The sequence below is a fragment of the Mucilaginibacter sp. P2_A5 genome (assembly GCF_056404995.1).
Genome location: NZ_JBFUCY010000001.1, coordinates 43,146 through 69,889, shown reverse-complemented (window position 1 = coordinate 69,889; position 26,744 = coordinate 43,146). Strand labels below are relative to the sequence as shown.

The 26,744-nt window shown below is 42.0% G+C and carries 23 protein-coding genes; 9 read left to right on the top strand and 14 right to left on the bottom strand.

All coding sequences use genetic code 11. From position 1 onward, the window contains the following. The 3 genes from AC1DXF_RS00300 to AC1DXF_RS00290 all read right to left on the bottom strand — a co-directional run bounded on the left by AC1DXF_RS00300 (position 1) and on the right by AC1DXF_RS00290 (position 2,425). Positions 1 to 378 (bottom strand): STAS domain-containing protein, encoded by a 378-nt coding sequence (locus tag AC1DXF_RS00300; RefSeq protein WP_090650699.1) that lies wholly within the window; start codon positions 376 to 378, stop codon positions 1 to 3. 52 nt (positions 379 to 430) lie between these two features. Further along, on the bottom strand, positions 431 to 1,375 hold the full coding sequence (locus AC1DXF_RS00295; protein ID WP_477444924.1) for a phosphoribosylaminoimidazolesuccinocarboxamide synthase: 945 nt from the start codon (positions 1,373 to 1,375) through the stop codon (positions 431 to 433). Positions 1,376 to 1,465: 90 nt separating this feature from the next. Next, entirely contained in the window at positions 1,466 to 2,425 is a 960-nt protein-coding gene (locus AC1DXF_RS00290) for a PhoH family protein (protein WP_477444922.1), read from the bottom strand. A gap of 101 nt (positions 2,426 to 2,526) precedes the next feature. Between AC1DXF_RS00290 and AC1DXF_RS00285 the strand changes: the two genes are divergently transcribed. The 4 genes from AC1DXF_RS00285 to AC1DXF_RS00270 all read left to right on the top strand — a co-directional run bounded on the left by AC1DXF_RS00285 (position 2,527) and on the right by AC1DXF_RS00270 (position 7,248). Continuing rightward, positions 2,527 to 3,303, top strand: coding sequence for an SAM hydrolase/SAM-dependent halogenase family protein (locus AC1DXF_RS00285; protein WP_477444920.1), 777 nt, complete (start codon positions 2,527 to 2,529; stop codon positions 3,301 to 3,303). Between the two features lie 8 nt (positions 3,304 to 3,311). Further along, positions 3,312 to 3,839 (top strand): hypothetical protein, encoded by a 528-nt coding sequence (locus AC1DXF_RS00280; protein WP_477444918.1) that lies wholly within the window; start codon positions 3,312 to 3,314, stop codon positions 3,837 to 3,839. A 30-nt stretch (positions 3,840 to 3,869) separates the two neighbouring features. Further along, the gene (locus AC1DXF_RS00275) at positions 3,870 to 5,702 is read left to right on the top strand and encodes an ABC transporter ATP-binding protein (protein WP_477444916.1); all 1,833 of its coding nucleotides are present in this window, start codon (positions 3,870 to 3,872) and stop codon (positions 5,700 to 5,702) included. Positions 5,703 to 5,847: 145 nt separating this feature from the next. Then, positions 5,848 to 7,248 (top strand): MBL fold metallo-hydrolase, encoded by a 1,401-nt coding sequence (locus tag AC1DXF_RS00270; protein WP_477444914.1) that lies wholly within the window; start codon positions 5,848 to 5,850, stop codon positions 7,246 to 7,248. Positions 7,249 to 7,390: 142 nt separating this feature from the next. On the opposite strand, the gene AC1DXF_RS00265 is transcribed toward AC1DXF_RS00270, so the two are convergent. The 8 genes from AC1DXF_RS00265 to AC1DXF_RS00230 all read right to left on the bottom strand — a co-directional run bounded on the left by AC1DXF_RS00265 (position 7,391) and on the right by AC1DXF_RS00230 (position 16,735). After that, positions 7,391 to 8,341 carry a D-2-hydroxyacid dehydrogenase gene (locus AC1DXF_RS00265; protein ID WP_477444912.1) on the bottom strand — a complete coding sequence of 317 codons (951 nt, stop codon included), beginning with the start codon at positions 8,339 to 8,341 and terminating at the stop codon, positions 7,391 to 7,393. Between the two features lie 182 nt (positions 8,342 to 8,523). Further along, positions 8,524 to 9,591, bottom strand: a complete 1,068-nt coding sequence (serC, locus tag AC1DXF_RS00260; protein ID WP_477444910.1) for a 3-phosphoserine/phosphohydroxythreonine transaminase — start codon at positions 9,589 to 9,591, stop codon at positions 8,524 to 8,526. Between the two features lie 202 nt (positions 9,592 to 9,793). After that, positions 9,794 to 10,444, bottom strand: a complete 651-nt coding sequence (rpe, locus tag AC1DXF_RS00255; RefSeq protein WP_477444908.1) for a ribulose-phosphate 3-epimerase — start codon at positions 10,442 to 10,444, stop codon at positions 9,794 to 9,796. 187 nt (positions 10,445 to 10,631) lie between these two features. Next, on the bottom strand, positions 10,632 to 10,904 hold the full coding sequence (locus AC1DXF_RS00250) for a hypothetical protein (protein WP_477444906.1): 273 nt from the start codon (positions 10,902 to 10,904) through the stop codon (positions 10,632 to 10,634). Between the two features lie 169 nt (positions 10,905 to 11,073). After that, on the bottom strand, positions 11,074 to 13,209 hold the full coding sequence (gene pnp, locus AC1DXF_RS00245; protein WP_477444904.1) for a polyribonucleotide nucleotidyltransferase: 2,136 nt from the start codon (positions 13,207 to 13,209) through the stop codon (positions 11,074 to 11,076). A 128-nt stretch (positions 13,210 to 13,337) separates the two neighbouring features. Continuing rightward, complete coding sequence (gene rpsO, locus AC1DXF_RS00240) at positions 13,338 to 13,616, bottom strand: 30S ribosomal protein S15 (protein WP_090647072.1); 279 nt, start codon at positions 13,614 to 13,616, stop codon at positions 13,338 to 13,340. Between the two features lie 288 nt (positions 13,617 to 13,904). After that, a complete protein-coding gene (locus AC1DXF_RS00235; RefSeq protein WP_477444902.1) occupies positions 13,905 to 14,858 on the bottom strand; it encodes an adenylyltransferase/cytidyltransferase family protein in 954 nt (317 codons plus the stop codon). Positions 14,859 to 14,929: 71 nt separating this feature from the next. Then, a complete protein-coding gene (locus AC1DXF_RS00230) occupies positions 14,930 to 16,735 on the bottom strand; it encodes a M61 family metallopeptidase (RefSeq protein ID WP_477444900.1) in 1,806 nt (601 codons plus the stop codon). Between the two features lie 257 nt (positions 16,736 to 16,992). Between AC1DXF_RS00230 and AC1DXF_RS00225 the strand changes: the two genes are divergently transcribed. The 5 genes from AC1DXF_RS00225 (at position 16,993) to AC1DXF_RS00205 (ending at position 23,044) form a co-directional block, all read left to right on the top strand. Next, positions 16,993 to 17,412, top strand: a complete 420-nt coding sequence (locus AC1DXF_RS00225; RefSeq protein WP_477444898.1) for an acyl-CoA thioesterase — start codon at positions 16,993 to 16,995, stop codon at positions 17,410 to 17,412. Between the two features lie 149 nt (positions 17,413 to 17,561). After that, the gene (locus AC1DXF_RS00220) at positions 17,562 to 20,369 is read left to right on the top strand and encodes a TonB-dependent receptor (RefSeq protein WP_477444896.1); all 2,808 of its coding nucleotides are present in this window, start codon (positions 17,562 to 17,564) and stop codon (positions 20,367 to 20,369) included. Then, positions 20,360 to 21,169 (top strand): DUF4249 domain-containing protein, encoded by an 810-nt coding sequence (locus tag AC1DXF_RS00215; RefSeq protein WP_477444894.1) that lies wholly within the window; start codon positions 20,360 to 20,362, stop codon positions 21,167 to 21,169. Before AC1DXF_RS00220 ends, AC1DXF_RS00215 begins: the two co-directional genes overlap by 10 nt. A 136-nt stretch (positions 21,170 to 21,305) precedes the next feature. Then, the gene (locus AC1DXF_RS00210) at positions 21,306 to 22,397 is read left to right on the top strand and encodes an AAA family ATPase (protein WP_477444892.1); all 1,092 of its coding nucleotides are present in this window, start codon (positions 21,306 to 21,308) and stop codon (positions 22,395 to 22,397) included. Next, positions 22,394 to 23,044 (top strand): DUF4276 family protein, encoded by a 651-nt coding sequence (locus AC1DXF_RS00205; RefSeq protein WP_477444890.1) that lies wholly within the window; start codon positions 22,394 to 22,396, stop codon positions 23,042 to 23,044. Before AC1DXF_RS00210 ends, AC1DXF_RS00205 begins: the two co-directional genes overlap by 4 nt. A gap of 26 nt (positions 23,045 to 23,070) precedes the next feature. Here AC1DXF_RS00205 and cls read toward each other — a convergent pair whose 3' ends face one another. The 3 genes from cls to AC1DXF_RS00190 all read right to left on the bottom strand — a co-directional run bounded on the left by cls (position 23,071) and on the right by AC1DXF_RS00190 (position 26,701). Then, positions 23,071 to 24,516 (bottom strand): cardiolipin synthase, encoded by a 1,446-nt coding sequence (gene cls / locus AC1DXF_RS00200; protein ID WP_477444888.1) that lies wholly within the window; start codon positions 24,514 to 24,516, stop codon positions 23,071 to 23,073. Between the two features lies 1 nt (position 24,517). Further along, positions 24,518 to 25,564, bottom strand: coding sequence for a metal-dependent hydrolase (locus AC1DXF_RS00195; protein WP_477444886.1), 1,047 nt, complete (start codon positions 25,562 to 25,564; stop codon positions 24,518 to 24,520). A 75-nt stretch (positions 25,565 to 25,639) separates the two neighbouring features. Then, the gene (locus AC1DXF_RS00190; RefSeq protein WP_477444884.1) at positions 25,640 to 26,701 is read right to left on the bottom strand and encodes an acyltransferase; all 1,062 of its coding nucleotides are present in this window, start codon (positions 26,699 to 26,701) and stop codon (positions 25,640 to 25,642) included. Positions 26,702 to 26,744 lie beyond the last annotated feature (43 nt).

Below are 26,744 nucleotides of genomic sequence, written 5' to 3'. Positions count from 1 at the left end.
TTATCTTGATTCTTTTTTCAGTTCTTTTTCAATCTCTTCCATGAAAATAAGATCAACGCCTTCTTCTGCTGTAGGTACAACAGTGAGTACGTTATCCAACTGTGAGATGGTGATTAAACGGGCAACGGCGTCATTTAATCCGCATAATATGAATACGCCCGATGCGTTTTTACACAAACGGTGACCAACCAACAAGCTGCTTAAGCCGGATGAATCGGCAAATTTCACTTGTGAAAGGTCAAGAATGATATTTCTTTGTCCTTCCGTATTGATCAATATCAGTTCAGATTTTAATTGAGGCGTTACTAACGAATTCAATTTTGATTCGTTAAGCTTCACTAAAATGTATTTCTCGTGTTTGTCGACAGCAAATTTCATTCTTATAAAAATTAATAAGCTAAGATATGATTATTTTATGTGGAATTAAAAATTACATAATACTAAGCGCATTCTTTATAGCAACTTCTACCCTGTTTAAAACACTTTCGGTATCCGATTTTACAAAAGTTTCGCCTATTATTTTTTCATAAAGTTCAATATAACGTTCAGATATCGATGCAACAATATCTTCCGTCATTACCGGAACAACCTGTCCCTCCTTGCCCTGGAAATCATTTTCAATCAGCCATTTGCGGACAAACTCTTTCGACAATTGTTTTTGCGGCTCGCCTTTTTGCTGGCGCTCTTCGTAACCTTCTTTGTAAAAATACCTTGATGAATCGGGCGTATGAATTTCGTCTATCAAATAAATAACGCCATCAACCTTACCAAACTCATATTTGGTATCTACAAGGATTAAGCCTTGTTTGGCAGCAATTTCGGTACCGCGTTTAAACAATGCCTTGGTATAGGCCTCCAGTTGGGCATAATCTTCGGCGGATACAATACCTTTTGCCAGGATATCTGCTTTTGAAATATCTTCATCATGCCCTACCGATGCTTTGGTTGTGGGTGTAATTATCGGTTCGGGCAGTATATCATTTTCCTTTAAACCTTCAGGTAATGCCTCGCCACAAACCTGCCTGCGGCCGGCAGCGTATTCCCGGGCAGCATGACCAGCCAAATAACCGCGTATCACCATCTCCACCTTAAAAGGCTCGCAGATGCGCCCAATTGTAACACTTGGGTCGGGCACAGATATCACCCAGTTAGGTACAATATCGCTTGTGGCCTTTAAAAAACGGGCCGCTATCTGGTTAAGTACCTGCCCCTTGTAAGGGATAGCCTCGGGCAGTACCACATCGAAGGCCGAAATCCTGTCGGATACCACCATGGCCAGGTACTTGTTATCTATCGTATATACATCACGTACCTTCCCCTTATAAAAGCCTGTCTGGCCCGGAAAGTTAAAATGTGTTTCTTTTATTGAATTCATATTAGTGAGTGGTGAGCGGTGAGTAGTGAGTAGTGAGTGGTTAATGGCGATATTAATTTTCCAACCATTCACCATTCACTACTCACCAACCTACTGTATGTCCCCGTAAGCTGCCAAAATTTTGCGTACCAATTTATGGCGTACAACGTCTTCGCCGCTTAGGTATACTATTTCTATTCCTTTTATATCTGTTAATATGCGCAGGGCGGTATGCAGGCCCGATTGCTGTTTTTTGGGCAAATCTATCTGCGTTACGTCGCCGGTAACAATAAATTTGGCCGATGGCCCCATACGTGTCAGGAACATCTTTAATTGCATATCGGTAGCATTTTGGGCCTCATCTAATATCACAAAGCAATTATCAAGCGTGCGGCCACGCATAAAGGCTAAGGGTGCAATCTCTATAGTACGGTTTTCCAGGTAAAACTTCAACTTCTCTGCCGGGATCATGTCGTCAAGCGCATCGTACAATGGCCTCAGGTACGGGTCGATTTTTTCTTTTAAATCGCCGGGCAAAAAGCCGAGGTTCTCTCCTGCTTCAACTGCCGGACGGGTTAAAATAATGCGCTTAATTTCTTTGTTCTTTAACGCGCGTACAGCTAATGCAACCGCAGTATAGGTTTTACCGGTACCCGCAGGGCCAATAGCGAACAAAATATCGCTTTGGTTTATGCTATCAACCATTTTACGCTGGTTGGCGGTACGGGCTTTCACCATTACGCCATTGGGGCCGAAGACAATTACTTCGCCGCTGGCAAATTTGTCGGTTACCGGCTCCGATGATGAAGCTGCAGATACTTTTGATCCTAAAATACGTTCAAGATCGGTAATGTTCAGGTTCTCGAATTTCTCGACGTGACTAAGCAGGTGCGAGAATTTTTCCTGGAAAACATTGAGTTCGTGATCATCACCCAAAACTTTTACTTCGCTGCCCCGTGCAACAATTTTAAGCTTGGGATATTGTTTCTTAATGATCTCAAAATGATCATTATTTGGCCCCCACAATACGGCTGGATTTACGTTTTCAATTGATAGCTTAAGTTCGTTCAATACTAATTGATTTTTTAGTTACGGATTTTTATGAATTAAAAATTGAATATTTGTAGCTTCAAATGCTATTACAAGATTAGCAATAAATATTTATAAAATTAATGGCAATAATAACATTAACTACTGATTTGGGCGATAAGGACATTTACCAGGCTGCGCTTAAGGGTAGCATCTACAAATTGTTGCCCACAGTTAATATAGTTGATATTACCAACAGCGTGGCGGCTTTTAATATACAGCAGGCCGCTTTTATATTAAAGAACAGTTTTTATTACTTCCCCGAAGATACCGTACACCTTATAGGCATAGATACCGTTTACAGCGACCATACCAAGTACCTGGCGGTAAGGTACAAAAAACATTATTTTGTGGGGGCCGATAACGGAATTTTTTCGTTAATGTTTGATACCGATCCGGAAGAGATAGTGGAGATAAATATTATGCAGGATTTAAAGTTTTTACATTTTCCGCTTGCGGATATTTTTGTTAAAGCTGCCTGCCACCTAGCCAGGGGCGGCAAACTGAGCGAAATTGGCCTGCCGGTACATGATATCGAAAACAAAATGAACCTGCAGCCTGTTATCGAAAAAAACCTCATCAAAGGCGTGGTGATTTATATCGATTCGTTTCAAAATGTAATAACCAACATTACCAAGGAGTTTTTTAACAGTGTGCAGCAGGGCCGCAAATTTGTGCTTAACTTTAAACGCAACGAAACGATCAATCACCTGAGCTGGCACTATAACGAGGTACCCGTTGGCGAAAAGCTTTGTTTGTTTGGCATTAGCGACCACCTGGAGATTGCTATTAATAAAGGTAACGCCAGCGGCTTATTAGGGTTAAACCTTAACGATAAGGTAATTATCGAATTTCAGTAAATTAACCTATGAAAAAACTGTTACTATTTGGATTACTTTGTTTTTTTGCCCTGGGCGATGTGTTGGCCCAATCGCAGGTTAACTCCGATTCTGTAGCCTATCAGCTTCAGCGAAAAAAAATTAACGCCATGCTGGCAGCGCGTAAGGCAAAATTTGGGCAATACAGCCAAAGCTTAAGCCAGCACAGCGGCATTTTTGGTTTCCAGACAAAAAATGATATCAGGCGATCGAGCGGTATCCTAATGGATATTGCCAAAACCGATGACGCTATATTTAAGGAGCTGAAAATACTTTTTGAATACAGCGCATTTCAACAACGACAAATCCAAAGCCATAGCAAAGAAGCCGAGACAATAAACCATAATTTCCTGCTCACCATAAGCAAGTTAAGACAACAGAACGCGCAGTTAAAAGCCGAGGTTATTAAAAACAAAGGGCAAACAAACAATTCGCAACCCATTTATATTACCATTATTGCCCTCATGCTTGCGTCAATTTTGTATTTGCTTTACCAAAAAAACAAAGGGAAGGTGTAATTTCGCGCCCGTAACTACTTAAAACTATAAATGGCACGAGGAAGATTGAACAGTGGCGCTAAAGCAGAAGCCGAACTACCCAAAGCAAAAATTAACAGGCAGAGCATACAGAATATCCGCAAACTGCTCACTTACATCAAACCATACCGGGGGAAATTTATGGCGGGAATGTTGTTCCTGTTCATATCCAGCCTGGTAGGCCTTGCATTCCCGGCTATATTGGGTGCTTTGATAGATGCAGCGCAGGGTAAATACAAATATTCGTTTTTACCGCATAGCTTAAATTACATAGCTATTTTTGGCTTTGTATTGCTATTTGGGCAGGCCTTTATATCATTTTTCAGAGTGGTTTGGTTTGTTCAGGTGGCCGAGAAATCATTAGCCGATATTAGGAAGGATACGTATTTTAAACTTATAACCCTACCAATGAACTTTTTTGCCAACCGTCGTGTTGGTGAATTGAACAGCCGCATATCTGCCGATCTTTCTCAAATTCAGGATACATTAACTACTACAGTTGCAGAAATTGTGAGGCAGGTTGTGATCATGGTTGGTGGTGTTACATTTCTGGCCATTGTATCCCTAAAGCTAACTCTTGCAGTGTTAGCAGTTTTGCCTTTCCTTGTAGCATTTGCTGTATTTTTCGGCAAGTTCATCCGCAAGCTATCACGGCAGGCGCAGGATAAGTTAGCAGAATCAAATACTATTGTTGAAGAAACTTTGCAGGGTATAGCTAATGTTAAAGCATTTGTAAATGAGGCTTACGAGGCTACCCGGTACGATAAAATATTACGTAACGTAGTTGATATCGCGGTTAAAGGGGCTAAGTTTCGTGGCATTTTTGCTTCGTTCATCGTGTTCTGTTTGTTTGGGACATTTGTGGGCGTAATATGGTATGGATCAGTTTTGGTAAGTCATAAAGAAATCTATGTAGGTGATTTGACCACCTTTATCATGTACTCTATATTTGTAGGCGCGGCTATGGGCAGTTTCCCTGATTTATATGCCAACCTGCAAAAAGCAGTTGGTGCAAGCGAACGCGTACTGGAGATACTGGCCGAAAAGGGAGAAGATATCTCCATGATTGAAAGCAATAACAAAATAGAGCAACCCATTCAAGGTAATTTATCTTTTAACGATGTTGTTTTTGCCTACCCATCCCGTGCAGAGCTTACCGTTTTAAAAGGCATTTCTTTTAATGCCGCAGCAGGCCAAAAAGTGGCCATTGTTGGGCCAAGCGGCTCGGGTAAATCCACAATGGCATCATTGATATTACAATTTTACCACCCGCAAAGTGGCACTATTTTGTTTGATGGGCGCGCGGCTGACGAATACTCAATAACTGATATCCGCAACCAGGTTGCTATAGTGCCGCAGGATGTGTTACTTTTTGGCGGATCGATATTGGAGAACATTGCTTATGGCCGCCTGAATGCATCTAAGGAAGATATTATACAAGCAGCCAAACGGGCCAATGCGCACCAGTTTATTCAATCGTTCCCGGAGGGTTATGAAACCATCGTGGGCGAACGCGGTGTAAAATTATCTGGCGGGCAGCGTCAGCGTATCGCTATTGCGAGGGCATTACTTAAAAACCCGTCGATACTAATTCTGGATGAAGCAACCTCGTCCTTAGATTCTGAATCGGAACGCCTGGTACAGGAAGCTTTGGAAGAGTTGATGAAAGACCGTACATCTATCATCATAGCTCACCGCTTATCAACTATTCGCGAGGCTGATAAAATCATCGTTTTGGAAAAAGGCGAGATCATCGAAAGTGGCAGCCACCAGGAACTCATTGCCAACCAACAGGGGCTTTACCGTTATTTAAGCCAGCTGCAGTTTGAAACACAAGCGGGGTAGGTTTTACGTGGTACGTATTACGTTATACGTTTTGGAAAAACACTACATAAACTATTATATTCACAACTTAAGATGTGTGGCGATACGGCCATTACTCAGCAAATAAACACGTATAACGTAATACGTACAACGTTCAACGTAACAAATGAAATTAACCATACACGGGGCGGCCCGACAGGTAACCGGCAGCATGCATTTGCTGCAGGTAGGCCAATACAAAATATTAGTGGATTGCGGGTTAGATTATGAGAAGGACCGCAGCATACAATCAAACGAAAACTTTCCCTTCAGGCCGGAAGAGATCGACGTGGTAATACTTACACATGCGCACATCGATCACTCCGGTAATTTACCTACACTGGTAAGGCTTGGCTTTAACGGCCAGATCTTATGCACTCCCCCTACCGCTGATTTGACCGAGCTATTATTGCTTGACTCTGTAAGCATCTTCATGAATAAGGCAGGTAAGGGTAACCGCAAACGCGGTAAAGGCAAATTCAATTCGGGCGGTGGCCCACAGCCACTTTATCTGCAAAAGCACGTGATGGATACGGTGGAACGTTTTGTTACCATTGGTTTTAATCGCCCGTTCAGGATTAACGGCGATATCGAGCTCACTTTTATCCCGGTTGGCCACCTGTTAGGTGCTGCATCCGCAGTTTTAAAGGTAACCGAAAACGGCGAAGAAAAATCAATTGCCTTTACCGGCGATATCGGCCGAAAAAATTACCCGGTATTAAATGATCCGCAGGAATTGCCTCCCGTTGACTTCCTGGTATCAGAGTCAACTTATGGCGGCCGTTATCATACCAAAGGCAAATCGGTAGAGGAAACCCTTGTTGAAGTTATTGAAAAGGCATGCGTTAAAGAGCAGGGCCGTTTAATTATACCGGCTTTCAGCATCGGGCGTACACAGTCGTTGGTTTACTCTTTAAACAAAATTTTTACCGAAGGGCTATTACCACCCGTAAAAGTATTTGTGGATAGCCCAATGGCCACCATGGCAACCGGCATTTTCCGCAAATACCATAGCCTGGTAAACCAGGAAGCCCAAGACTTTTATAAAGATAAAGGCGACGAATTTGAATTTGACAACCTTACCTATGTAGAAACCCTGAAGGACAGCCGCCAGATTTCTAATTACTGGGAGCCTTGTATCATCATTTCCTCAGCCGGAATGCTGGAGGGCGGCCGTATCCAGGACCACCTGTTTTACAATATTCAAAACTACTACTGCACCATCCTGTTCATTGGCTATTGCGCCAAGGGCACCCTGGGCCACCGTTTACTGCGGGGTGATCCTATCGTTCACATTAAAGACCGCGAATTAGCCGTCTACGCCACTATTAAACAAACCGACGTACTAAGTGCTCATGGCGATCACCAGGACCTTTTAGATAATGTGAAACAGCAGGATAAAGCAAAACTAAAGAACGTATTCCTGGTACATGGTGAGGGAGAAAGTATGAAGCTACTGGCTGCTTCTTTGGAGGATGAAGGGTATACAGTTACCATACCGGAAAAGGATGTAACATATAATATTTAACACGGATTCCACAAATTGATTCGGCAAACAGAAGACTTACGAAGTTTTGAAAACTTCGTAAGTCTCGGACTCCAACAAAGCAAAATGGCACGGACTCTTTAGGAATTCGTGCCATTCGTTTTTATTCGTAAAATTCGTGTTATTATTTCTTAAAATGATCAATGATCAAACTGGCAAGCTCGGTACCTATTCTTTCCTGGGCCTCATTGGTGGCAGCACCAATGTGAGGGGTTAACGAAATTTTAGGGTGTTTCAGAATTTCTTCGCGAGGGGTTGGTTCGTTATCAAATACATCTAAAGCTGCAAATGAAACCTGGCCGCTGTTTAACGCGTCGACCAAAGCCAATTCGTCAATTAAACCACCACGTGAAATGTTTACCAGGCCAACGCCTTTTTTGGTTAACGCTAATTCTTCGGCGCCAAAAAGTGCCTTTTCAATAAATGGCGTATGCAGGGTGATGAAATCAGATTGTTTGGTAACTTCTTCTAAAGTAGCTGCTTTAACGCTTACTTTAACAGTTGTACCGCCACCTAAAACAATATCCAGTTCAGGATTAAAAGGGAACAGGTCATAAGCTAAAACTTCCATACCAACGCCGATAGCTATTTTAGCAACCTCGCGGCCTATACGGCCAAAGCCAACAATACCTAAAGTTTTACCGCGCAGTTCGATACCTTTTGCGTAAGCTTTCTTCAGGTCGTTAAATTTAGTACTACCTTCAACCGGCATTTTGCGGTTGCTATCAGGTAAAAACCTAACCGCGCCAAATAAACTGGCAAAAACAAGTTCGGCAACAGATAAGGAAGAAGACGCAGGCGTATTATAAACGCTCAAACCTTTTTCCCTTGCGTATTCTACATCAATGTTATCCATACCAACACCGCCGCGGCCTATCACTTTTAGATTTGGGCACGCGTCGATAAGCGCTTTGCGTACCTTGGTAGCACTGCGTACTGTAATAACATCGTACTCTTGTAATCTCACAGGCAATTCATCCTGCGGAATGTTATTGGTATCAACAATAAAACCGGCTTCTTCTAAAAGCTGTTTTCCAATCGGGTCGATACCATCATTAGCTAATATTTTGATCATCTTGTTAGTTCATTGGTTCATTAGTTCATTGGTTCATTTGTCGGCTTCATTAAATTTTTAACGAGCTAATGAACGTGACCTAATAAACGATTCTTATATAATTGATTTAGTTGGATAGTTCACCGGTCTGCTCCTTCATGTACTAATGAAACGAATGAACCAGTGAACTAATGAACGTTTAATTATTTATTTCCTTCTGCAAACTCCTGCATTACGTCAATCAGGGCGTAAATGCTGGTTATTGGCAACGCGTTATAAATTGATGCGCGGAAACCACCAACGCTCCTGTGGCCTTTGATTCCTACTATACCTCTTTCATCGCATAGTTTCAGGAATGGTTTTTCCAGTTCGGCATTTTCCATTACAAAAGTTACGTTCATATTCGAGCGATCTTCAACCGCGCAAACTGGTTTAAATAACGGGTTGCGTTCAATCTCGTCATATAATACACGTGCTTTTGTGATGTTCTCCTGCTCGATAACTTCAACGCCGCCTTTGGCTTTTAACCAGCGTAATGTAAGCATCGATACATAGATAGCAAAACATGGTGGCGTGTTATACATCGATCCGCCTTCAATTTGCACCTGGTAGTTAAACATAGCCGGGATTTTGCGGTCAACTTTACCTAAAATCTCATCTTTAACAATCACCAGGGTAACACCTGCAGGGCCCATATTTTTTTGAGCGCCGGCGTAAATTAAACCAAAGTCGGCTACGTTAATTTTGCGGCTGAAAATATCTGACGACATATCGCAAACAACCGGCACCGGTGATTTTGGGAATTCCTGTAACTGTGTACCATAAATGGTATTGTTTGAAGTGATGTGGAAGTAAGCCGCATCGGCAGGAATAGTATAATCTTTAGGGATGTAAGTAAAATTGTCGGCTTTTGAAGAGGCAACAATTTCCACTTCGCCAAAAAACTTAGCTTCTTTTAAAGCTTTGTTGGCCCAAACACCTGTTTCCAGGTAAGCGGCCTTACCTGTTGAAGGCAATAAATTGTAAGGGGCCATAGCAAACTGCGTGCTGGCGCCGCCTTGTAAAAACAACACCGAATAACCTTCTGGCACAGCAAATAATTCTTTTACCAATGCAACAGCTTCATCCAAAACTGCTTCAAATTCTTTCGACCGGTGAGAGATCTCCAGCAATGATAATCCTGTACCATTAAAATCAATAACCGCCCCGGAAGCTTGTTTTAAAACTTCCTGAGGTAAAATGCCTGGTCCGGCACCAAAATTATGTTTCATATAATTAACGAATTGTAGGTTCTGAATACTTGATTAGGAACTTTGTATTTAGTTGGGCCGAAGTTAATCAATTTGACAAAATTCATAGGATTTATTTACGTTTTTTGAAAAAATATACAATTAATCAACAAAAGCCTTTTTGATTGCAAATATTAAATTAATCCTATAAGGTTGGTAGTAATTATTACAATTGTAATAACCTTTAGGGATGTTTGAGGTGTGAAATTGCATCGGCCGGACTGGCCGATGAGAATACCGAACTGCCGGCAACAAGCACATTTGCGCCTGCCTGCAACAATTCTTTAATATTATTTTGATCAACACCACCATCAACCTCGATAAATAAGCCCGGGTTTTTCTTTTCGCTCAACGCCTTCAGATCGTTAAGTTTTTTGTAGGTGTTGGCAATAAATTTTTGTCCGCCGAAGCCCGGATTTACAGACATGATAAGCACCATATCCAGGTCGGCAATAATATCATCAAGCAAAGCAACAGGCGTATGTGGGTTAAGGGCCACCCCTGCCCTGCAACCAAGCTCTTTAATAGCTTGTATTGTACGATGTAAATGCGGACAGGCTTCGTAATGAACAGTTATCCCGTTGGCACCGGCATCCTTAAAAGCTTTAAGGTAACGATCCGGATCAACAATCATCAGGTGAACATCCAGCGGTTTGGTGGCATGTTTTTTTGCCGCGGCAACAACCGGGAAACCGAAAGAGATATTGGGCACAAACATGCCATCCATAATATCAACATGCACCCAATCAGCTTCGCTGTTATTGATCATTTCAATATCGCGTTGCAGGTTGGCAAAATCGGCTGCTAAAATAGATGGCGCTATCAGATGGTTCATGTGCAAATATATAAATCCCACACATTGCCAACTGTAATTATTTGTAAAGTTTTATCAGTTTAACTCCTAAGCTTGCTTTATGTTGATATAGTATGCGTATAACCAAGGCGGTTAATGTCACATAGTCGTTGGATAAACAGTATGATTATATGCTAAATCGGTCCCCCTTCAGGGGGTTAGGGGGCTCTTAATCACAGTTCAGTAACAGATCATAGTACTTTTTCATAAGCACTGTATCGTAGTTTACAAGTGATTGATAGGCTTCTGATACCAGCTCATTCAAAATTGACGAGCCAAGCTGACCACCTCCATTGGGAATGGAGTCATAATACAATATTAATTCTTTAACCCGGATAATCTCATATAGCAACAGCTGAACTAAATCGGTTTGGGTAGCCGATTGCATTCCCTGCGGATTACTGTTGAGAAAATCTAAAGGATCATTTGTAGCAGGGGTCATCGTTTTTACAAGCAGGATCGGATTTTACGGTTTTTTCAACTATCTGTTAACTAATACAAAGTTTAAACATCCAACTTTTGTTTTAATTTTTTTCAAAAAAACTGTAAAAAATACAGCTTAAATAGCAAAACCCTCATAAAGAGGGCTTTGCATATTATAATTATCACAATTATTTGTCCGATTTTGGAGCTTCTGGCCTTGGTAACAGCGCTTTACGCGATAACTTAAGTTTACCTTGTTTATCTACATCAAGCAATTTAACCCTTACCTCATCGCCTACTTCGAATATACCATCCATTTTTTCGATACGACGGTGGTCGATTTCAGAGATGTGTAACAAGCCATCTTTACCTGGCATAATCTCAACAAATGCACCAAACGGCATAATTGACTTCACTTTACCTTCGTAAATTTCGCCAACTTCTGGTTTAGAGGCAATATTACGGATGCGTGATAAAGCCTGGTCGATAGACGCTTTGTTATCTGCAAAAATCTGAACGATACCCTGGTTGTCTTTTTCTTCGATAGAAATGGTTGCACCGGTTTCACGTTGCATTTCCTGGATAATTTTACCACCGGGCCCGATAACTGCACCAATAAATTCTTTATCAATTTTGATGGTAACAATACGCGGAGCGTGTGGTTTCAGGTCAACACGAGGGGCAGTAATGGTTTTAGCCATTTCGCCAAGGATGTGTAAACGACCATCTTTAGCCTGGTTTAAAGCGTTGGTTAACACTTCGTACGATAAGCCATTAATTTTCAAGTCCATTTGCACAGCAACAATACCATTGGTTGTACCGGTTACTTTAAAGTCCATATCGCCTAAATGATCTTCATCACCAAGGATATCCGATAGAATAGCATATTTAGTACCCATTTCGTTGGTGATCAATCCCATCGCGATACCTGATACCGGCGATTTGATTTTGATACCAGCATCCATCAAAGCCAATGTACCGGCACAAACCGTAGCCATTGACGATGAACCGTTTGATTCTAAAATATCAGAAACGATACGGATGGTATATGGATTTTCATCCTCAGATGGCAATACTTGTTTTAACGAACGCATGGCCAGGTTACCGTGACCAATTTCGCGGCGGCCTGCACCCCTGTTCGGGCGAACCTCGCCGGTTGAGAAACCAGGGAAGTTATAATGCAACAGGAATTTTTGGTAACCGTTGATGAACGCGCCATCAATCATTTGCTCATCATCCTTAGCACCTAAAGTAACAGTAGTTAATGCCTGGGTTTCGCCACGGGTAAATACTGCCGAACCATGTGCAGATGGTAAATAACCAACTTCGCTCCATATAGGACGAATCTGGGTAGTTGTACGACCATCTAAACGTTTGCCTTCGTCTAATACAAGGTTACGGATAGCATCGTACTCCACATCGTGGTAGTATTTTTTAGCTAAAAATTTAGTGACATCATCAATTTCGCCTAATGTAGCGATGTAAGCATCACGAACTTCTTTGAATTTTGCCGAGCGCTCGTCTTTTGCAGATGCAGAAGAAGCGATAGCGTAAACCTGCTCATAAGTAGCAGCGTAGATGGCTTTTTTCAAATCCTCATTGCTATTTTCATGGCAGTAAACACGTTTTTCGGTTTTGCCAACTTCAATAGTCAATTCTTTTTGAGCTAAACATTGAATTTTGATAGCCGTGTGTGCAAATTTGATAGCCTCAACCAGTTCGGCTTCCTGGATCTCTTTCGATTCACCTTCAACCATGTTGATGTCATGCTCGCTACCTGCTACAATAAATTCTAAAGTTGCACGCTCAAGCTGGCTTAAAGTTGGGTTAATTACCAATTGGCCATCAATTTTTGCAACACGTACCTCAGAGATAGGGCCGTTAAAAGGAATATCAGATACAGCTAATGCTGCCGATGCTGCCAAACCGGCAAGGCAATCGGGCATGATATCTTTATCTGCAGAAATTAAAGAGATCATCACTTGTGTATCAGCGTGATAATCTGAAGGGAACAACGGGCGTAAAGCGCGGTCAACCAAACGCGAGATTAAAACCTCATAGTCTGACAAACGTGCCTCGCGGCGTAAAAAGCCACCCGGGATACGGCCGGTGGCAGCATATTTTTCCTGGTAATCAACAGAAAGGGGTAAAAAATCAACTCCCTCTTTCGCTTCCAGTGATGATACTACGGTAGCCAATAACATGGTATCACCCATTTTAATAACTACAGAGCCATCTGCCTGTTTGGCCAGTTTACCTGTTTCGATCTCAATGGTGCGGCCGTCACCTAAATCAATAACTTTTTTAATTACGTTTAAACTCATCTTCTTTTTGTTGTGGTGCACTTTTCATCTTTCGGAGCGCACCGGTTTTTATGTGTGTGTATAATTTTTTCAAAAGTAAAAAAGCCATCCACAAAATCGGGATGGCTTTTCAATAAAAAGTATGAGAATTATTTAATGATATCCCTTAGCTGTAAAGCTTTGATGATAGCACGATATCTTTCAATGTCTTTTTTGTACAGGTACGCTAACAAACCGCGGCGTTTACCTACTAATTTTTGCAGTGATAACTGGGTAGAAAAATCGTGTTTGTTTTTCTTAAGGTGACCAGTTAAGTGTGCGATGCGGTGAGTGAATAATGCTACCTGACCTTCGGTTGAACCAGTGTCTGTAGCACCCTTACCGTGTTTTGCAAAGATCTCTGCCTTTGTCTCTTTACCTAAATACATTACGTGAATAATATTAAAGCGTTAAATACTTTTGTTAATTGTGGGTGCAAAGATAGTGATTAAATTCAAAAGTAAAAATTCAAAATTCAAAAGGTTTGAAGGGTTGATTGAGTTGATTAGGTGAGTGGTTGATTGGGTTATAGGTATTTGCACCGCCGCCGCTCCCGCGAGCTTTCAGCTCGTGGGTTACAGGGTTTCAGCTTTCAGCTGAAACAAGCCTGAGAATCCTTGCACATAAAACCTAAACCACTCACCTAATCAACTCAATCAACCACTCACCTAAACCCCCTAAACCAAATATTCCCCTGCCTTCCCATATTTTTCCAGTTGCCTTATGCCGGTGCTGGATATATGCTCAAACTCCATATCACAAAATATGGCTATTACACTAATGTTTTTATCGCCCAACTCCTGCATGTAGCGATACTGGTTTAATTCGTATTGCAGATCCGATCCATTACGCAAGCCCCGGATTATTGTTACAGCATAGCCCAGGCTGGCGGTAAAATCAGTAAGTAAACCCTCGTAAGTGGCCATTTGCCTGTATTTTAAAATATCGGGTAAAGCATAACTGGCGGCATCTTTGCCGGGATTAACGCCGCGGGCTATAATTACCTTATCAAATACCTGTTCGGCTTTTTGCAGTATATTAAAGTGCCCTTTATGGAATGGGTTAAAACTACCGGGGTAAACCGCTATCCTGGGCTGGCGGGTACGCACGTAATCAATTAAATACTCCAGCGCAGGGTTGTTTACATTTTGCTGTAAACTCTGCAACACCTCTACCCTCTTCCCGCGGTAAATGGTATAATCAACAAACTGAAACTCCTTAAATATCTGCTGCTCATACTGCAGCAATTTATCAAACGGCTGAGTGAGAATGTTTAAATCGGCATCGCAAAACACTTTTGAAAGCTCTGTTTTAGGTTGATGAGTTTTGGTATCGAGAATGATCTGCGTTACTTCATCCTTTAAACCTTGATCGCCGATAAACACCGCGTTAAAATACTTAGCCGAATCCTCTTCGTTTGTAGCCGAACGCGGATCGTAAATTATATCATGAAATACTGTAGCAAGTAGCAAGGCATTATTGTCGGCAAAACCTTTCAATTCCAGTTGACCGCACAAATCGTCCAGGTGCTCCAGTGTATGGTAAAACCGGTGCGGCTCGCGGTATGGGTTTAGTATGTCCGCATCAAGGCCAAGCCGGACAAGCCGGTGTGTTTGGTCTGTAATTTTCATAGCATTTTAATTACCCCACAATGCTACAAACAAATACCTTTAAAATTGTAAGTCATTTTTGAATTTTGACTTTACAGACTCCCTATCCAGCTTTTATAAATAGCCGCCTGCAACGGATCGGGATTGGGCAGCGGACTTATCTTAAACGTTTTTTCTTTTTTGCTACCCAGTATAATAGTTACATCCCGTTTCTCCGTGCCTTTTTGTGTGGTGAGCGTTAAAGCATCTCCTGTATTTTTTGCTTCCAGTGTCTGATCTAATAATTTTTGCGTTGCCGGCTGACCTTCAATAGTTAATATTTTTGTGCCACCCCTTATGCCTTTGTCCCAGGCAGGCGAATTGGGTTCAACGGTGCCAATCACTAGCGTATCGCGTCGCTGCCAGTAATTTATGCCGGCCCATGAGGTATAGGTAACAGTGGCGTTGGTATCAATCAGCAAACCGCCATATGCAAAGTATTTAGGATAATTGGGCGGCTTAACCGTCGATGCATATTCAAACACCTCGGGCATTGGCGTGCCGGCCATTTTTTCACATTCAGTCCTGAATTCTTGTTCGGTAAAACCGCGATTTAGTTTTTTGTAATATTTGTAATAAAGCAGCCGCATCACGTCATCAAGCGTTTTTTTGTTTTTAGTGACATGCCTGATGTTAAAATCGAGCATTAAGCCAAGTACAGGGCCTTTATCATAATAGGATATAGTTTTATTAATATCCTCGTTTACGCGGCCGTTTGGCCCGTCGTTCCAGGTATTGTAACTGGCCTGTGTGGCCGACTGGTAAAAATGTCCCGGCTTATTCTCGTAGTTTTTAATATTGCCTTCAAAGTCTTTCAGCATATCTTCCCCGGTCATTAAACCGGCACGCCTTGTTATCATATATTCGTAATAAACCGTAAACCCTTCAGATACCCAAAGCATATTGGTGTGGTTTTCTTTCGAATAATCAAACGGCCCCAGTTCAACCGGCCTGATGCGTTTAACATTATAATGGTGAAAATACTCGTGGGCTATAAAGTTGTAAAGTCTTTTTTTGGCCTCGGGCGAATTAAAACCCTCGCCCCCGCTAAAACTTAACGACGATGAGTTTAAATGTTCGATACCGCCGCCACCTGCACCTATCGATAAAAAGGTATAGTGCGTATAGGGTATTTCGCCAATGATGTTACTGCCGGCAACCACAATCTTTTTCAAATCGTTCATAAATCCCTGCCTGTCAAACTCTGGCAGCTTATAGCCAATAAAATTGTGCGGCTTGTTTTTAACCGTAAACGGGGGCAGTACTTCAAGTTGCCCCATCAAAAAAGGGCTATCATATAGTACATCAAAATTATCTGCTTTGTACAGGTGATATTTACCGGGTACGGTATCAAGGCCTGTGGCAACCATCGCGTTCCATTTGCTATAAGGCTGCATTTTTATTGTAACCGTATGCCGTAGTTCATTATCCAGGTACATAAACAAACCGCCGGGGGTAATGTATCCCCGGGTTTCATCAAGGTAAACATTGCCTACAAAGGGCACAGTGGCCTTAACATCATACGAAATTTTTACCGCGCCGGGGCTGTTGTGATAAACGCGCCAGGTATTTTCCGATATTTTTTGCCATTTCAGGTTTGCGCCCTTGCTGTCCGTTACTTTAAAGTTTTGTACCGCGGCGGCAAAATCGATGAGTTGGTAGTAGCCGGGAGTCCAGGCGCACATTTTAAAATCGAGTGTCTTACCTGGCGTCTTGTTAGTGAGTTCGACGTGGTAAAGTTGGTTGGCCGCCTGTTCCATCGAAACAACGTATTGCATATTTACCGGTTGCTGCTGTGCAAAGGAGTTGATGCTTAAAAAAAGGCTGGCAAGCAACCACCATTTGTATAATAATTTCATGGCAGATAAGAGTTTTTCGAATATAGGAAAACCGCGGCTAACTTTGCACCGCTCCTGTATATTTTCATCTGCTCCCACGGCTCCTTGCCACATCCCCAACTACTCACCAACCTACATAACCACTCACCTAATCAACTTCATCAACCACTCTCCAACCTACTCAACCACTCACCCAATCAACTTAATCAACTTAATCAACTTAATCAACTTAATCAACCATTCACCAGGCTTAATCACCCAATCACTATATTTGTCCCATGGATACTCCTATCTACTCTACCTTCGAAACCGAATTCCGTGTACGCCCAGATGATATCGACATGTTTCAGCACGTACACAACAGCAAATACTTCGACTATGTGCTTGCCGCCCGGTACGATCAGATGGAACGCTGCTACGGGATGGCTATGGAAAAATTTATGGAGCGCGGTTTTGGCTGGGTAGTGCGCACTGCCCACGTAGATTATAAACGCGCACTCACCATGGGCGACTACTTCACCGTAAAAACCGGTATCGAAAGCATCGACGATAAAGGCTGCCGCGTAAAATTCAGCCTAAGCAACAAAGCAACCGGCAAAGTATGCTGCGATGGCTATTTTGATTATGTAATGATTGATATGGCAACAGGAAGAAGTACTAAAATACCCGGGGACGTAATTTCGCATTATACTATTTAGCAGTTTTAATCCACTCACCGCTCACCAGGCTTACCCGGCTCCCACTACACATTCCTCCTCTTTATCTACACAAGTCCGCCTGATGTCGCATTTATTTTATGTGGATAGAAATAGGGTGCAATTTCGTTGCAAAAGAAAATACACCCCTGATGAAGAGATTTTCCTTATTGTTATTTACCATTATAGGTTTAGGCCACTCGGCCACTCAGGCCCAGCAAACACAAAAAAAACTGAAGGACATTATGGTAAACCACTTTTTTTTGTGCACGCTTGATCAAATGCTGGATACCATATCAACCACTTACCAAATCCGGATTGTGTATGATAAAGAACAACTAAGTAGTATGGATGTGGTGGAGCACTTTTTTGAAGAGCCTTTAAAAAGCGTTATCAAACAGGTTTGCAAGGAACACGATTTGAAATACTGGATAGAATCGACCGGTACTATTTACATTCTGAAAAATACTGACGATTTGGCCAGGCTTAAAAAACTCAACCAACTTTCGTTGCAGGCGGCAAATGCCAAAATAAAACGTAAAAAGAATGATGATGACGATCAGGACATAGCACCAAAGGTAGCTCCCAAGCATTTTATGTTCAGTATAAACGGGCGGGTAATTGATCAGCTGACCGGCGAATCACTTCCATCAGCTTCAGTAAAGATCCGGAACTCCGATCTTACCGCTATGAGTAATTCTGATGGTTATTTTACTTTTTTACGGGTACCTTCAGACACCTGCGTTATAGAGGTATCCTATTCGGGCTACCAAACAGACTATTTCAGGCTTAGCAGCGATAAAATCAATAACACGCTTATATGTGGGCTGTACACATCGTTAAATACATTAAATGAAGTTAATATTACCGGCAAAAAAAGTGGAGTTATGAACACCGATAGCAGGCAGGTGGGCGTGCTCCAGCTTTCGCCGGCAAATTTAGATAAACTGCCAACCATGGGCGATAAGGATATCCTTCGCGCTTTTCAGCTGATGCCGGGCGTAAGCGGTACCAACGAATCATCATCGGGCGCCTATGTGCGCGGCGGTACCCCCGATCAAAACCTTGTTTTGCTTGATGGCTTCACCATTTACCAGGTTGATCATCTGTACGGCTTCTTCAGCGCGTTTAACGCCAGCGCGGTTAAGGATGTGCAATTGTACAAAGGCGGCTTCACCTCCAAATACGGCGGCAGGCTATCAAGTGTTACCGAAATTAATGGTAAAGAAGGCAACAAAAACGAAACCAATATGGGTGTCGACCTGAGCTTGCTGAGCGCGAGCGGTTTCCTGGAAACACCACTGTCAAAAAACGAAACGCTGCTGCTTTCTATCAGACGATCATACCAGGGGCCTTTTTATAACAAGATATTCAACCAGTTTAACCAAACGTCGACCACCCAGGGCGGGGGCCGTGGCCCGGGCGGCGGTTTTGGCGGCGGCTTTGCCAACCAGGTAACCCCGGCCTCCTATTTTTATGATGCCAACGCCAAGTATACCTACACCATCAGCGATGAGGACAAGATTTCTGTCAGCTATTACTCAGGAACCGACAAAACCGATAACAGCCGTACCCTTGGCCTGCCGCCGGGCCTGTCAGGATCGGGCAGTGGAATTGGTATTACCGACTACACCAAATACGGCAACCTGGGCAGCAGCGTAAAATGGTTTAGGCAGTGGAGCAAAAAATTATACTCCAACAATTATATTACGTACTCATCTTATTTTAATAACCGGGAACGGGCCAGTTCGGGCGGCTCTTTGCTGGATAGTAACGGCATTGCCCACACCTTTAGCAATAACACCGTGGAAACCAATCACCTGAAGGATATAGGCTATAAATCTGAATGGGAATGGCAGGCTGCCGAAACCTACAAACTACTTTTTGGAGGCTTTGTTAACTATAAAAAAATTGATTACGAATACACCCAAAACGATACCGGCAAGCTGATTAATCAACATAACAACGCCATGCTGGAAGGCGTTTATGCCGAACTTTCTATCGACCCGAATAATAACTTCCATATACAGCCAGGCATACGAGCCAGTTATTACGGCTCAACAGGCAAGCCTTATTTTGAACCCCGGCTCTCGGCCAGTTATAATTTAAACGATCATTTCACAGTAAAAGGTGCTACCGGCCAATTTTACCAGTTTGAAAACCAGGTAATCAGACAGGATATCCTTTCTGGCGACCGTAACTTTTGGGTATTATCCAATGGCAGCAATATCCCGGTTGGTATGGCCAGGCACTACATAGGCGGGCTTAGCTATGAAAATGATGAATTTTTGATCAGCGTGGAAAGCTACTACAAAACCCTTACCGGGCTAACGCAGTATACAGTAAAACAAACCCAAACCGGCGGTGGCGGTTTCATGATGCCCACTCAGCAAACGCAAACGGTAACCGAGGATTTTTACCAGGGCACCGGCCGCGATGCCGGTGTTGAATTTCTGATACAAAAAAAGCTGGGCAACTATACCGGCTGGGTGAGTTATACACTTGCAAAAGCCCAGAACAAATTTGCCGCCTTTGGCGATTATTATTACGATGCCAACCAGGATGTAAGACATGAGTTTAAATCCATCAATATGTACCATTACAACAGGTTTAACTTTGCAGCAACATTCCTGTTTAGTACCGGCAGGCCGTATACTGCTCCCCTATCAACCTACACCATTCAAACTGCCGATGGTAACAGTAAAACTTACCTGAACATCAGCGACAAAAACGGCGAACGCCTACCCGCATATCACCGTTTGGATATGTCGGTATCGTATGATCTGCTGAAGGTTGATGGCCATAAAGTAGGCTCAATAGGCCTGTCGTTCTTCAACGTTTACAACCATACCAATACCTGGTATAAGGAGTACCAGGTGCAAAACAACCAGGTGATAACCACCAATGTAAATTACCTGGGTTTTACCCCCAACCTAACACTCAGCTTAAGATGGAAATAAAAATATATACGCGCTATATCGCATTAAGTTTAATGGGCAGTTTAATACTGCTGGCATCGTGTAAAAAAAATCAATCGGATATATTGGCTACTAATAAACCGGTGGTAGAATCATACCTTATCCCCGGCCAGATATTAAGTATCAAAGTTTACCAGCAAAAGGCCCTTACCGATACTACAACTTACGGCGCGGCACTTACAGGTTTAAGCATCAGCGTATCTGATGGCAGTAAAAGCGTTAAACTAACCGAAAGCGCAAGCGGCACTTATACCTATGCCGATCAATCGTTTATCGCCACCGGTAAAACGTATACCATGCAGTTTACCTATGCCGGTGTGGTAATCAGCGCTACTACTATTATGCCGGGCAAACCGGAAGATTTCACCCTGTCGGATAGTATATTTCATGTCCCCAGCACCATCAACCCTTTATATGCTGATGTGCCAAGGGCTACTATTAAGTGGAGCAACCCTGATTCATTGTACCACCTGCTGGTATTTAAAAACCTTGATAACGACCCCTATTATATATCTTACATCCGCAGCGATAATAAGCCCAGCTTCCAGATTAACGCGAAACAGGCATCTTATTACAACCTGGTACAATCATCGTTTAATTATTACGGCCATTATAAAGTAATATTAATGCGGGTGAACCAGGAATACCTCAACATACTGACAACCAATATCACCCGCGATTCGCAGGCCTTGCTTAACGAGCCCACCAATGTAACCAACGGCCTGGGCATTTTTACAGCTATGCAAACAGATACATTGAGTTTAAGGGTGACGACGCAATAAAATTTGATATAAAACTCTTAACTTAAGAAATCGTTTAAGAACTAAATTAATTAACTTACTTTCGATTTTTGATCGCAGTATTTTATTAGGGCAGTATAAACAATTATGTGGGAGTACAATAAATCAAAGTTTTGCTATGGCGCATAAACTGAATAACATACTTATCGAGGGGTTTAAATCGATAAAAAAACTTGATATAGAAATTAATGAGCTGAATGTTTTAATCGGCCCAAATGGTGCCGGCAAGTCTAACTTTATAGGCTTGTTCAAATTTTTAAGGGAGGTTATTGAAAACCATCTTCAAATTTATACTGGTGTTAATGGCGGCGCAAATAAGCTATTATATTACGGCAGTAAAACCACAAAAAAATTACACGTATCGTTAAATTTCGCCCCTAATTATTACGAATTTAGTTTATTACCCACCGCCAATGATTCATTCTTATTTGAAAATGAATATTGCTATTTCGACACTTCGGTAGATACTGTTTTCAAAGAAAATATAAATAATGGAGGTAGGGAATCTAAACTTGAAGAAACGATAAATAGAAAGGTCATCAAAAGCGTTCAGACATATGTTTTTGATGTATTAAAAAGCTGGCGACTTTATCATTTTCATGATACCAGTTCAAGTGCCGCTGTAAAAAAAACGGGCGACATAACTGATGTAGATTATCTGAGGGGCGATGCCTCAAATTTAGCTGCATTTTTTTATCACATGAAATTGGTTAATGAAAAACACTATAACCGGATTGTAAAAACGGTGGAGTTAGTTGTGCCATATTTTAAAGACTTTGTACTAAGACCTAACCCTTTCAACAAATCAACGATTATGTTGGAGTGGCAGGATAAAAATTCTGACGTGATATTCAACGCCAACGACTTATCTGATGGTTCCTTACGTTTTATTTGCCTGGCGACATTATTATTGCAACCGGAGCTTCCACCCTTAATATTATTAGATGAGCCAGAATTAGGTCTACATCCATCGGCAATAACCCTGCTGGGCTCATTAATCAGGAAGGCATCTAAAAAAGCGCAGATTATCATTTCAACCCAGTCGGTTAATCTTGTAAACGAGTTTGAACCCAAAAACATTCTGGTGGTTGAAAATAGAGGTGGCAGTTCGACATTTACCCGTTTGGATGAGGGAAGCTTAGATTCCTGGCTTAAACTTTATTCAATCGGCGAACTATGGGAGCAAAATGTATTGGGAGGTAAACCGTGATTCGGATAAATATAATATGTGAGGGCTCTACAGAAGAAAACTTTATCTCCAAAATCCTTTATCCTCACTTTATTCTTAAAAACATACTGGTAACACCTCGCAATATAAAAACCGGATCAAGTTACGGTAAACTTAAGGCGAATGTTATTCAATGGCTAAAAGAAGATTCTGCTGCTTACGTATCAACACTTTTAGACATTTACGGCATGGGAAATAAGTATCCGGGGTATGAAGAAAGCAAAGCCATGGAACCCTACGCAAAAGCTATAGCTATTGAGCAGGCGTTTAAATCAGATATTGAAAACGCGGACCTATCTGTTTATAGGTTTATACCTCATTTTCTACTTCATGAATTTGGAGCCTTACTATTTTCAGATTGCGCTATACTTGAAGAGTTTTTATCGCTGGATTATAATTTCCCCAGCGGTGCCCTGCAAAATATCAGAAACAAATTTGAAACTCCCGAACATATAAACGATAGCCCGTTAACCTCACCATCCAAGAGAATACTATCTGTTATACCATCCTATGAAAAAGTTGCGGATGGAATTTTGATTGCCGAAGCAATAAGTTTGGATAAACTAAGAGCCGCTTGTCACCATTTCAACAATTGGCTTACTACACTTGAAAACTTAAAAACAGCATAACTAATTTGCCATTTTATATATCAATATTACAACAATGGCGATAAAAGCCGGATCAGTTTTTCGGGCAATTGCTTAAACAAACTGCGTTTAGCCCAGGTTTTAGGGTTAATCATAACGGCATCTTTTATATCGTTATAAAAAACGTTTCTTAACTGGCCGGCTATTTTATCATCATATATTATGCTGTTTACCTCAAAATTAAGTTCAAAACTTCGTTGATCCATATTGGCAGTGCCAACCATTGACAATTGCCCGTCTGCTACCAGGGTTTTGGCGTGTACAAATCCTTTTCTGTATAAATACACCTCAACGCCTGCGTCAAGTATTTCGCGATAATATGACCGCGACGCCGCGTTAACCAACGCCGAATCTGACCTGCCGGGTACAAGCAGCTTAATTTTAACGCCGCTGCGAGCAGCCACATTAAGCGCATCCAAGACACTTTCGCCGGGGATAAAATACGGTGATGTTATCAGCAGCTCTTCTTCGGCCATGCCAATAGCCTGGATGAGCGAGTACATGATGGTGGGTATATCCGAATCGGGCCCGCTGGCGGCAATTTGCACTATGGCCTCGCCTTTGGCGCTTTCTGCCGAACAGAAAAAATCCTTCTCCAGCTTCAGCTTTTTACCTGCGCTAAAATTCCAATCGCATATAAACAAGTATTGTAGATAATATACCCCGGGACCATTAATGCGTAAGTGCGTATCCCGCCAATACACTTGCTTTTTGCCCTTATTGTTGATGTACCTGTCGCTCACATTAATGCCACCAACAAAACCGGTACAGCCGTCAACTATGATGATCTTGCGATGATCGCGGTAATTGGTCCGGTTGGAGAGCGCGATGAACAGGATCTTATAAAAAGGGTAAGCCTCCACACCACCAGCTATTAATTCGGGCACCAGGGTGTGGCGTATGGAGCGGCTCCCAAAATCATCATAAATAAAACGAACTTTTACTCCTTCGGCTGCTTTTTTTACCAGGATATCTTTTATCTGGTTACCAATGTCACCATCCTCATAAATATAATATTCCATGTGGATGTGGTGCCTGGCGTTTTTTAAGGCAGTTATTACGTCGGGAAATTTTTCTTCGCCGTTGATATACAGTTTTACATCGTTATTGCTGGTTAAGGGGCTATTATCATTTAGCAGCATGTGGGCAAGCTTTTTGCGGCCTTTTAAGTCGCTGTCCCCTGTGTTCCATGTCTTCTCAGATTCCCGTACAATATTTTCGCGGATCTCGGCCCGCAACTTACGATCGCTCACAATTTTTTTGGAGTACAATTTATTTTTACGGTAATTGGCGCCTACCGCAAAATAAATAGCCATACCAACTACCGGCACAAGGATGGTAATAAGCAAATACGCAAACGTTTTGCTGGCCGACCGGATATCATACAAAATACGGAAACAAACAAAAATAACCAGGATAAGATAAAGCGCAATTGCGGGTAAATACCAATTCATATTAGTTGTCGGGGTTAGGTTTGTGGTTGATAGTTGACTTGCCGAGGATCCGCTCCAGGTAAATTTTAAACGAGTAGCCGTTCCAGCCGCTTAAACGGCCTTTTTGCAGTAACAATGTTTGGCTTTTTCCCGCAACCAAGGGATAGCTAAAAGCGAATGGCGCATCGGTTGATGCCCAGCCCTGTACCTGCCCGAAACGGAGGACATTGATATGAATGTTGCCCCCTGCCTTGGTTAAAGTGTAGTATTTGTCAGAAAAAGCGAGCAGGTTATTTACTACCGCTTTGTTTTGAGCCTGGTTTAATAACGAATCGTTTTTATGGTAATACCGATAAGCTAAAAATTGATTGGCATCATCTAAAACAGAACTATAGGCCGTATAATAGCCGTTATTTTCCGGTACTATAACATACCACAGCATACTGGTAAAAGGCGCAGGCGTTGTTAAATAGGAGTAATTTTGCCCCTGTTTATCTTTAAAGGATGCCCTTACCCTGCTACCAACGTACAATTTGCAAAAACCGGCAAAGCACAAGTACAAGCCCGTAATTGTAATGGCGGTAAAAGCCCATTTAGCCCGGTTTTGATAACGAATGTTTTTGAACGCCAAAACTATTGAAGCTACAAGTAAACTGATGGTAAACAAAGGATCGGCTACATAAAGCAAATTGACAGAAAAACGTTGGTGGCTAAATGGTTCAAACAAACCTGTGCCGTAGACATTACATGTATCCAACAGATCATGCAAAAGAAGCTGAAGGCAAAAGAACAAAGCCAGCGTAATAAACTGCAGGTAAACCTTTTGATGTATCCGCCTGGCCAAAAAAGCCAGCGCCAGGCCGGCAATTATCGAAAAAAAGAAGGAATGGGTTATGCCGCGATGAATTAACAGTGCCCGGTCTGGCGAAACAAACAATGCAGCGGCACTATCAATATCAGGTAAGCTTTGAGCAACGGCTCCCCATAACAAAGCTTGCTTACCCAATTTTTTGCCCAATACAAGTTCGCCAACACAGGCGCCTAAAGTAATATGGGTAACTGAATCCATCGGCAATATTTATGTTTTGCTTTCAATAATGCGTTTAGGCGGATAATGTTTGCTGATTATTGTATTTGATCGGCGCTATCCTACTAAATGTTTAATAATCGGCATCTTGCTCATGCAATATACCAACACCCACGATAGCAAAAAGCAAATAAAAGCTATTAATGGAATGCTGAACACGGGGTTAAAAATGGTAAAATTAATATCATTTAAATCGAATAGGTTTAATATTAAAGGATGGCTTAAGTAAATGCCAAGTGTGTATTTGCCTGCATTATTACAAATTAGCTTCGCGGTTTTATTAAGTTTCAATTTGGTGTATTTGGCTATCAAAAAAGCGCATGTTGCCAGCATAACTACAAAGGGGCCAACCGGCTCATAAAAGAAAGTTTTAAGTTCATGATCTTTTACCTGCAAATAGTAAGTGCCACAGCTTATTAATGCCACCAGGGCAACAAACACCAGCGCCGCGATAAAGGGCAGTGGGCCAAAGTTAAACCGCTTATAGGTAAGATAATGCCCTAATACCAGGTAACCAACATACCCGGTAAAATTGTGAACATCAATGGCTGTATTAAAAATACTCAGATATGGGGTGGCCAGTAACATGGCCAAAACCCAAACTATAAGAAAATACAATATTTCCCGCTCGGTAGCGTGCTGTACAAATTTTGCCAGCACCGGGATAAAAAGGTATAATCCTACCAGCAGATATACATACCAAAGGTGATAATAAGCGCTTGATTGCAGTTGGTTTAAAACAAATTTCACATCGGGCCAAAGGTGGCCGGTAAATGTAAACTCTTCGTTATACAGGCGATAGCCAACGTACACCAGGCTCCAGAAAACAAATGGCAGAATAAGCCTGCCTATACGCTTTTTTAAAAAACCGCCAAGCTCATATTCACGATGTAGCAATAGCGCCCCGGTTATCATCACAAAAACCGGTACCGCAAAACGTACCAGCGCGTTGTAAACATCGCCGGTGAGCCAATCTCCCAAAGGCACACTTTTATAGGCAAAAAGCAAAGGCGAAGCGGTATGTAACACAATTACAGCAAACATGCTTATCAGCCGTAAATTGTTTATCCATTCAATGTTGTGATCTTTATTGTTTACAATAGCTTCGCTAAATTTCATTGGCTAAACTTATACAATATTTTGATTTTGCGGGAAAGCGTTT

Bases quoted from the DNA above. Each gene is read 5' to 3' on its own strand.
- AC1DXF_RS00300 (WP_090650699.1), bottom strand. From the start codon at position 378: ATGAAATTTGCTGTCGACAAACACGAGAAATACATTTTAGTGAAGCTT.
- AC1DXF_RS00295 (WP_477444924.1), bottom strand. From the start codon at position 1,375: ATGAATTCAATAAAAGAAACACATTTTAACTTTCCGGGCCAGACAGGC.
- AC1DXF_RS00285 (WP_477444920.1), top strand. From the start codon at position 2,527: ATGGCAATAATAACATTAACTACTGATTTGGGCGATAAGGACATTTAC.
- AC1DXF_RS00280 (WP_477444918.1), top strand. From the start codon at position 3,312: ATGAAAAAACTGTTACTATTTGGATTACTTTGTTTTTTTGCCCTGGGC.
- AC1DXF_RS00275 (WP_477444916.1), top strand. From the start codon at position 3,870: ATGGCACGAGGAAGATTGAACAGTGGCGCTAAAGCAGAAGCCGAACTA.
- AC1DXF_RS00270 (WP_477444914.1), top strand. From the start codon at position 5,848: ATGAAATTAACCATACACGGGGCGGCCCGACAGGTAACCGGCAGCATG.
- AC1DXF_RS00265 (WP_477444912.1), bottom strand. From the start codon at position 8,341: ATGATCAAAATATTAGCTAATGATGGTATCGACCCGATTGGAAAACAG.
- serC (WP_477444910.1), bottom strand. From the start codon at position 9,591: ATGAAACATAATTTTGGTGCCGGACCAGGCATTTTACCTCAGGAAGTT.
- rpe (WP_477444908.1), bottom strand. From the start codon at position 10,444: ATGAACCATCTGATAGCGCCATCTATTTTAGCAGCCGATTTTGCCAAC.
- AC1DXF_RS00250 (WP_477444906.1), bottom strand. From the start codon at position 10,904: ATGACCCCTGCTACAAATGATCCTTTAGATTTTCTCAACAGTAATCCG.
- pnp (WP_477444904.1), bottom strand. From the start codon at position 13,209: ATGAGTTTAAACGTAATTAAAAAAGTTATTGATTTAGGTGACGGCCGC.
- rpsO (WP_090647072.1), bottom strand. From the start codon at position 13,616: ATGTATTTAGGTAAAGAGACAAAGGCAGAGATCTTTGCAAAACACGGT.
- AC1DXF_RS00235 (WP_477444902.1), bottom strand. From the start codon at position 14,858: ATGAAAATTACAGACCAAACACACCGGCTTGTCCGGCTTGGCCTTGAT.
- AC1DXF_RS00230 (WP_477444900.1), bottom strand. From the start codon at position 16,735: ATGAAATTATTATACAAATGGTGGTTGCTTGCCAGCCTTTTTTTAAGC.
- AC1DXF_RS00225 (WP_477444898.1), top strand. From the start codon at position 16,993: ATGGATACTCCTATCTACTCTACCTTCGAAACCGAATTCCGTGTACGC.
- AC1DXF_RS00220 (WP_477444896.1), top strand. From the start codon at position 17,562: ATGAAGAGATTTTCCTTATTGTTATTTACCATTATAGGTTTAGGCCAC.
- AC1DXF_RS00215 (WP_477444894.1), top strand. From the start codon at position 20,360: ATGGAAATAAAAATATATACGCGCTATATCGCATTAAGTTTAATGGGC.
- AC1DXF_RS00210 (WP_477444892.1), top strand. From the start codon at position 21,306: ATGGCGCATAAACTGAATAACATACTTATCGAGGGGTTTAAATCGATA.
- cls (WP_477444888.1), bottom strand. From the start codon at position 24,516: ATGAATTGGTATTTACCCGCAATTGCGCTTTATCTTATCCTGGTTATT.
- AC1DXF_RS00195 (WP_477444886.1), bottom strand. From the start codon at position 25,564: ATGGATTCAGTTACCCATATTACTTTAGGCGCCTGTGTTGGCGAACTT.
- AC1DXF_RS00190 (WP_477444884.1), bottom strand. From the start codon at position 26,701: ATGAAATTTAGCGAAGCTATTGTAAACAATAAAGATCACAACATTGAA.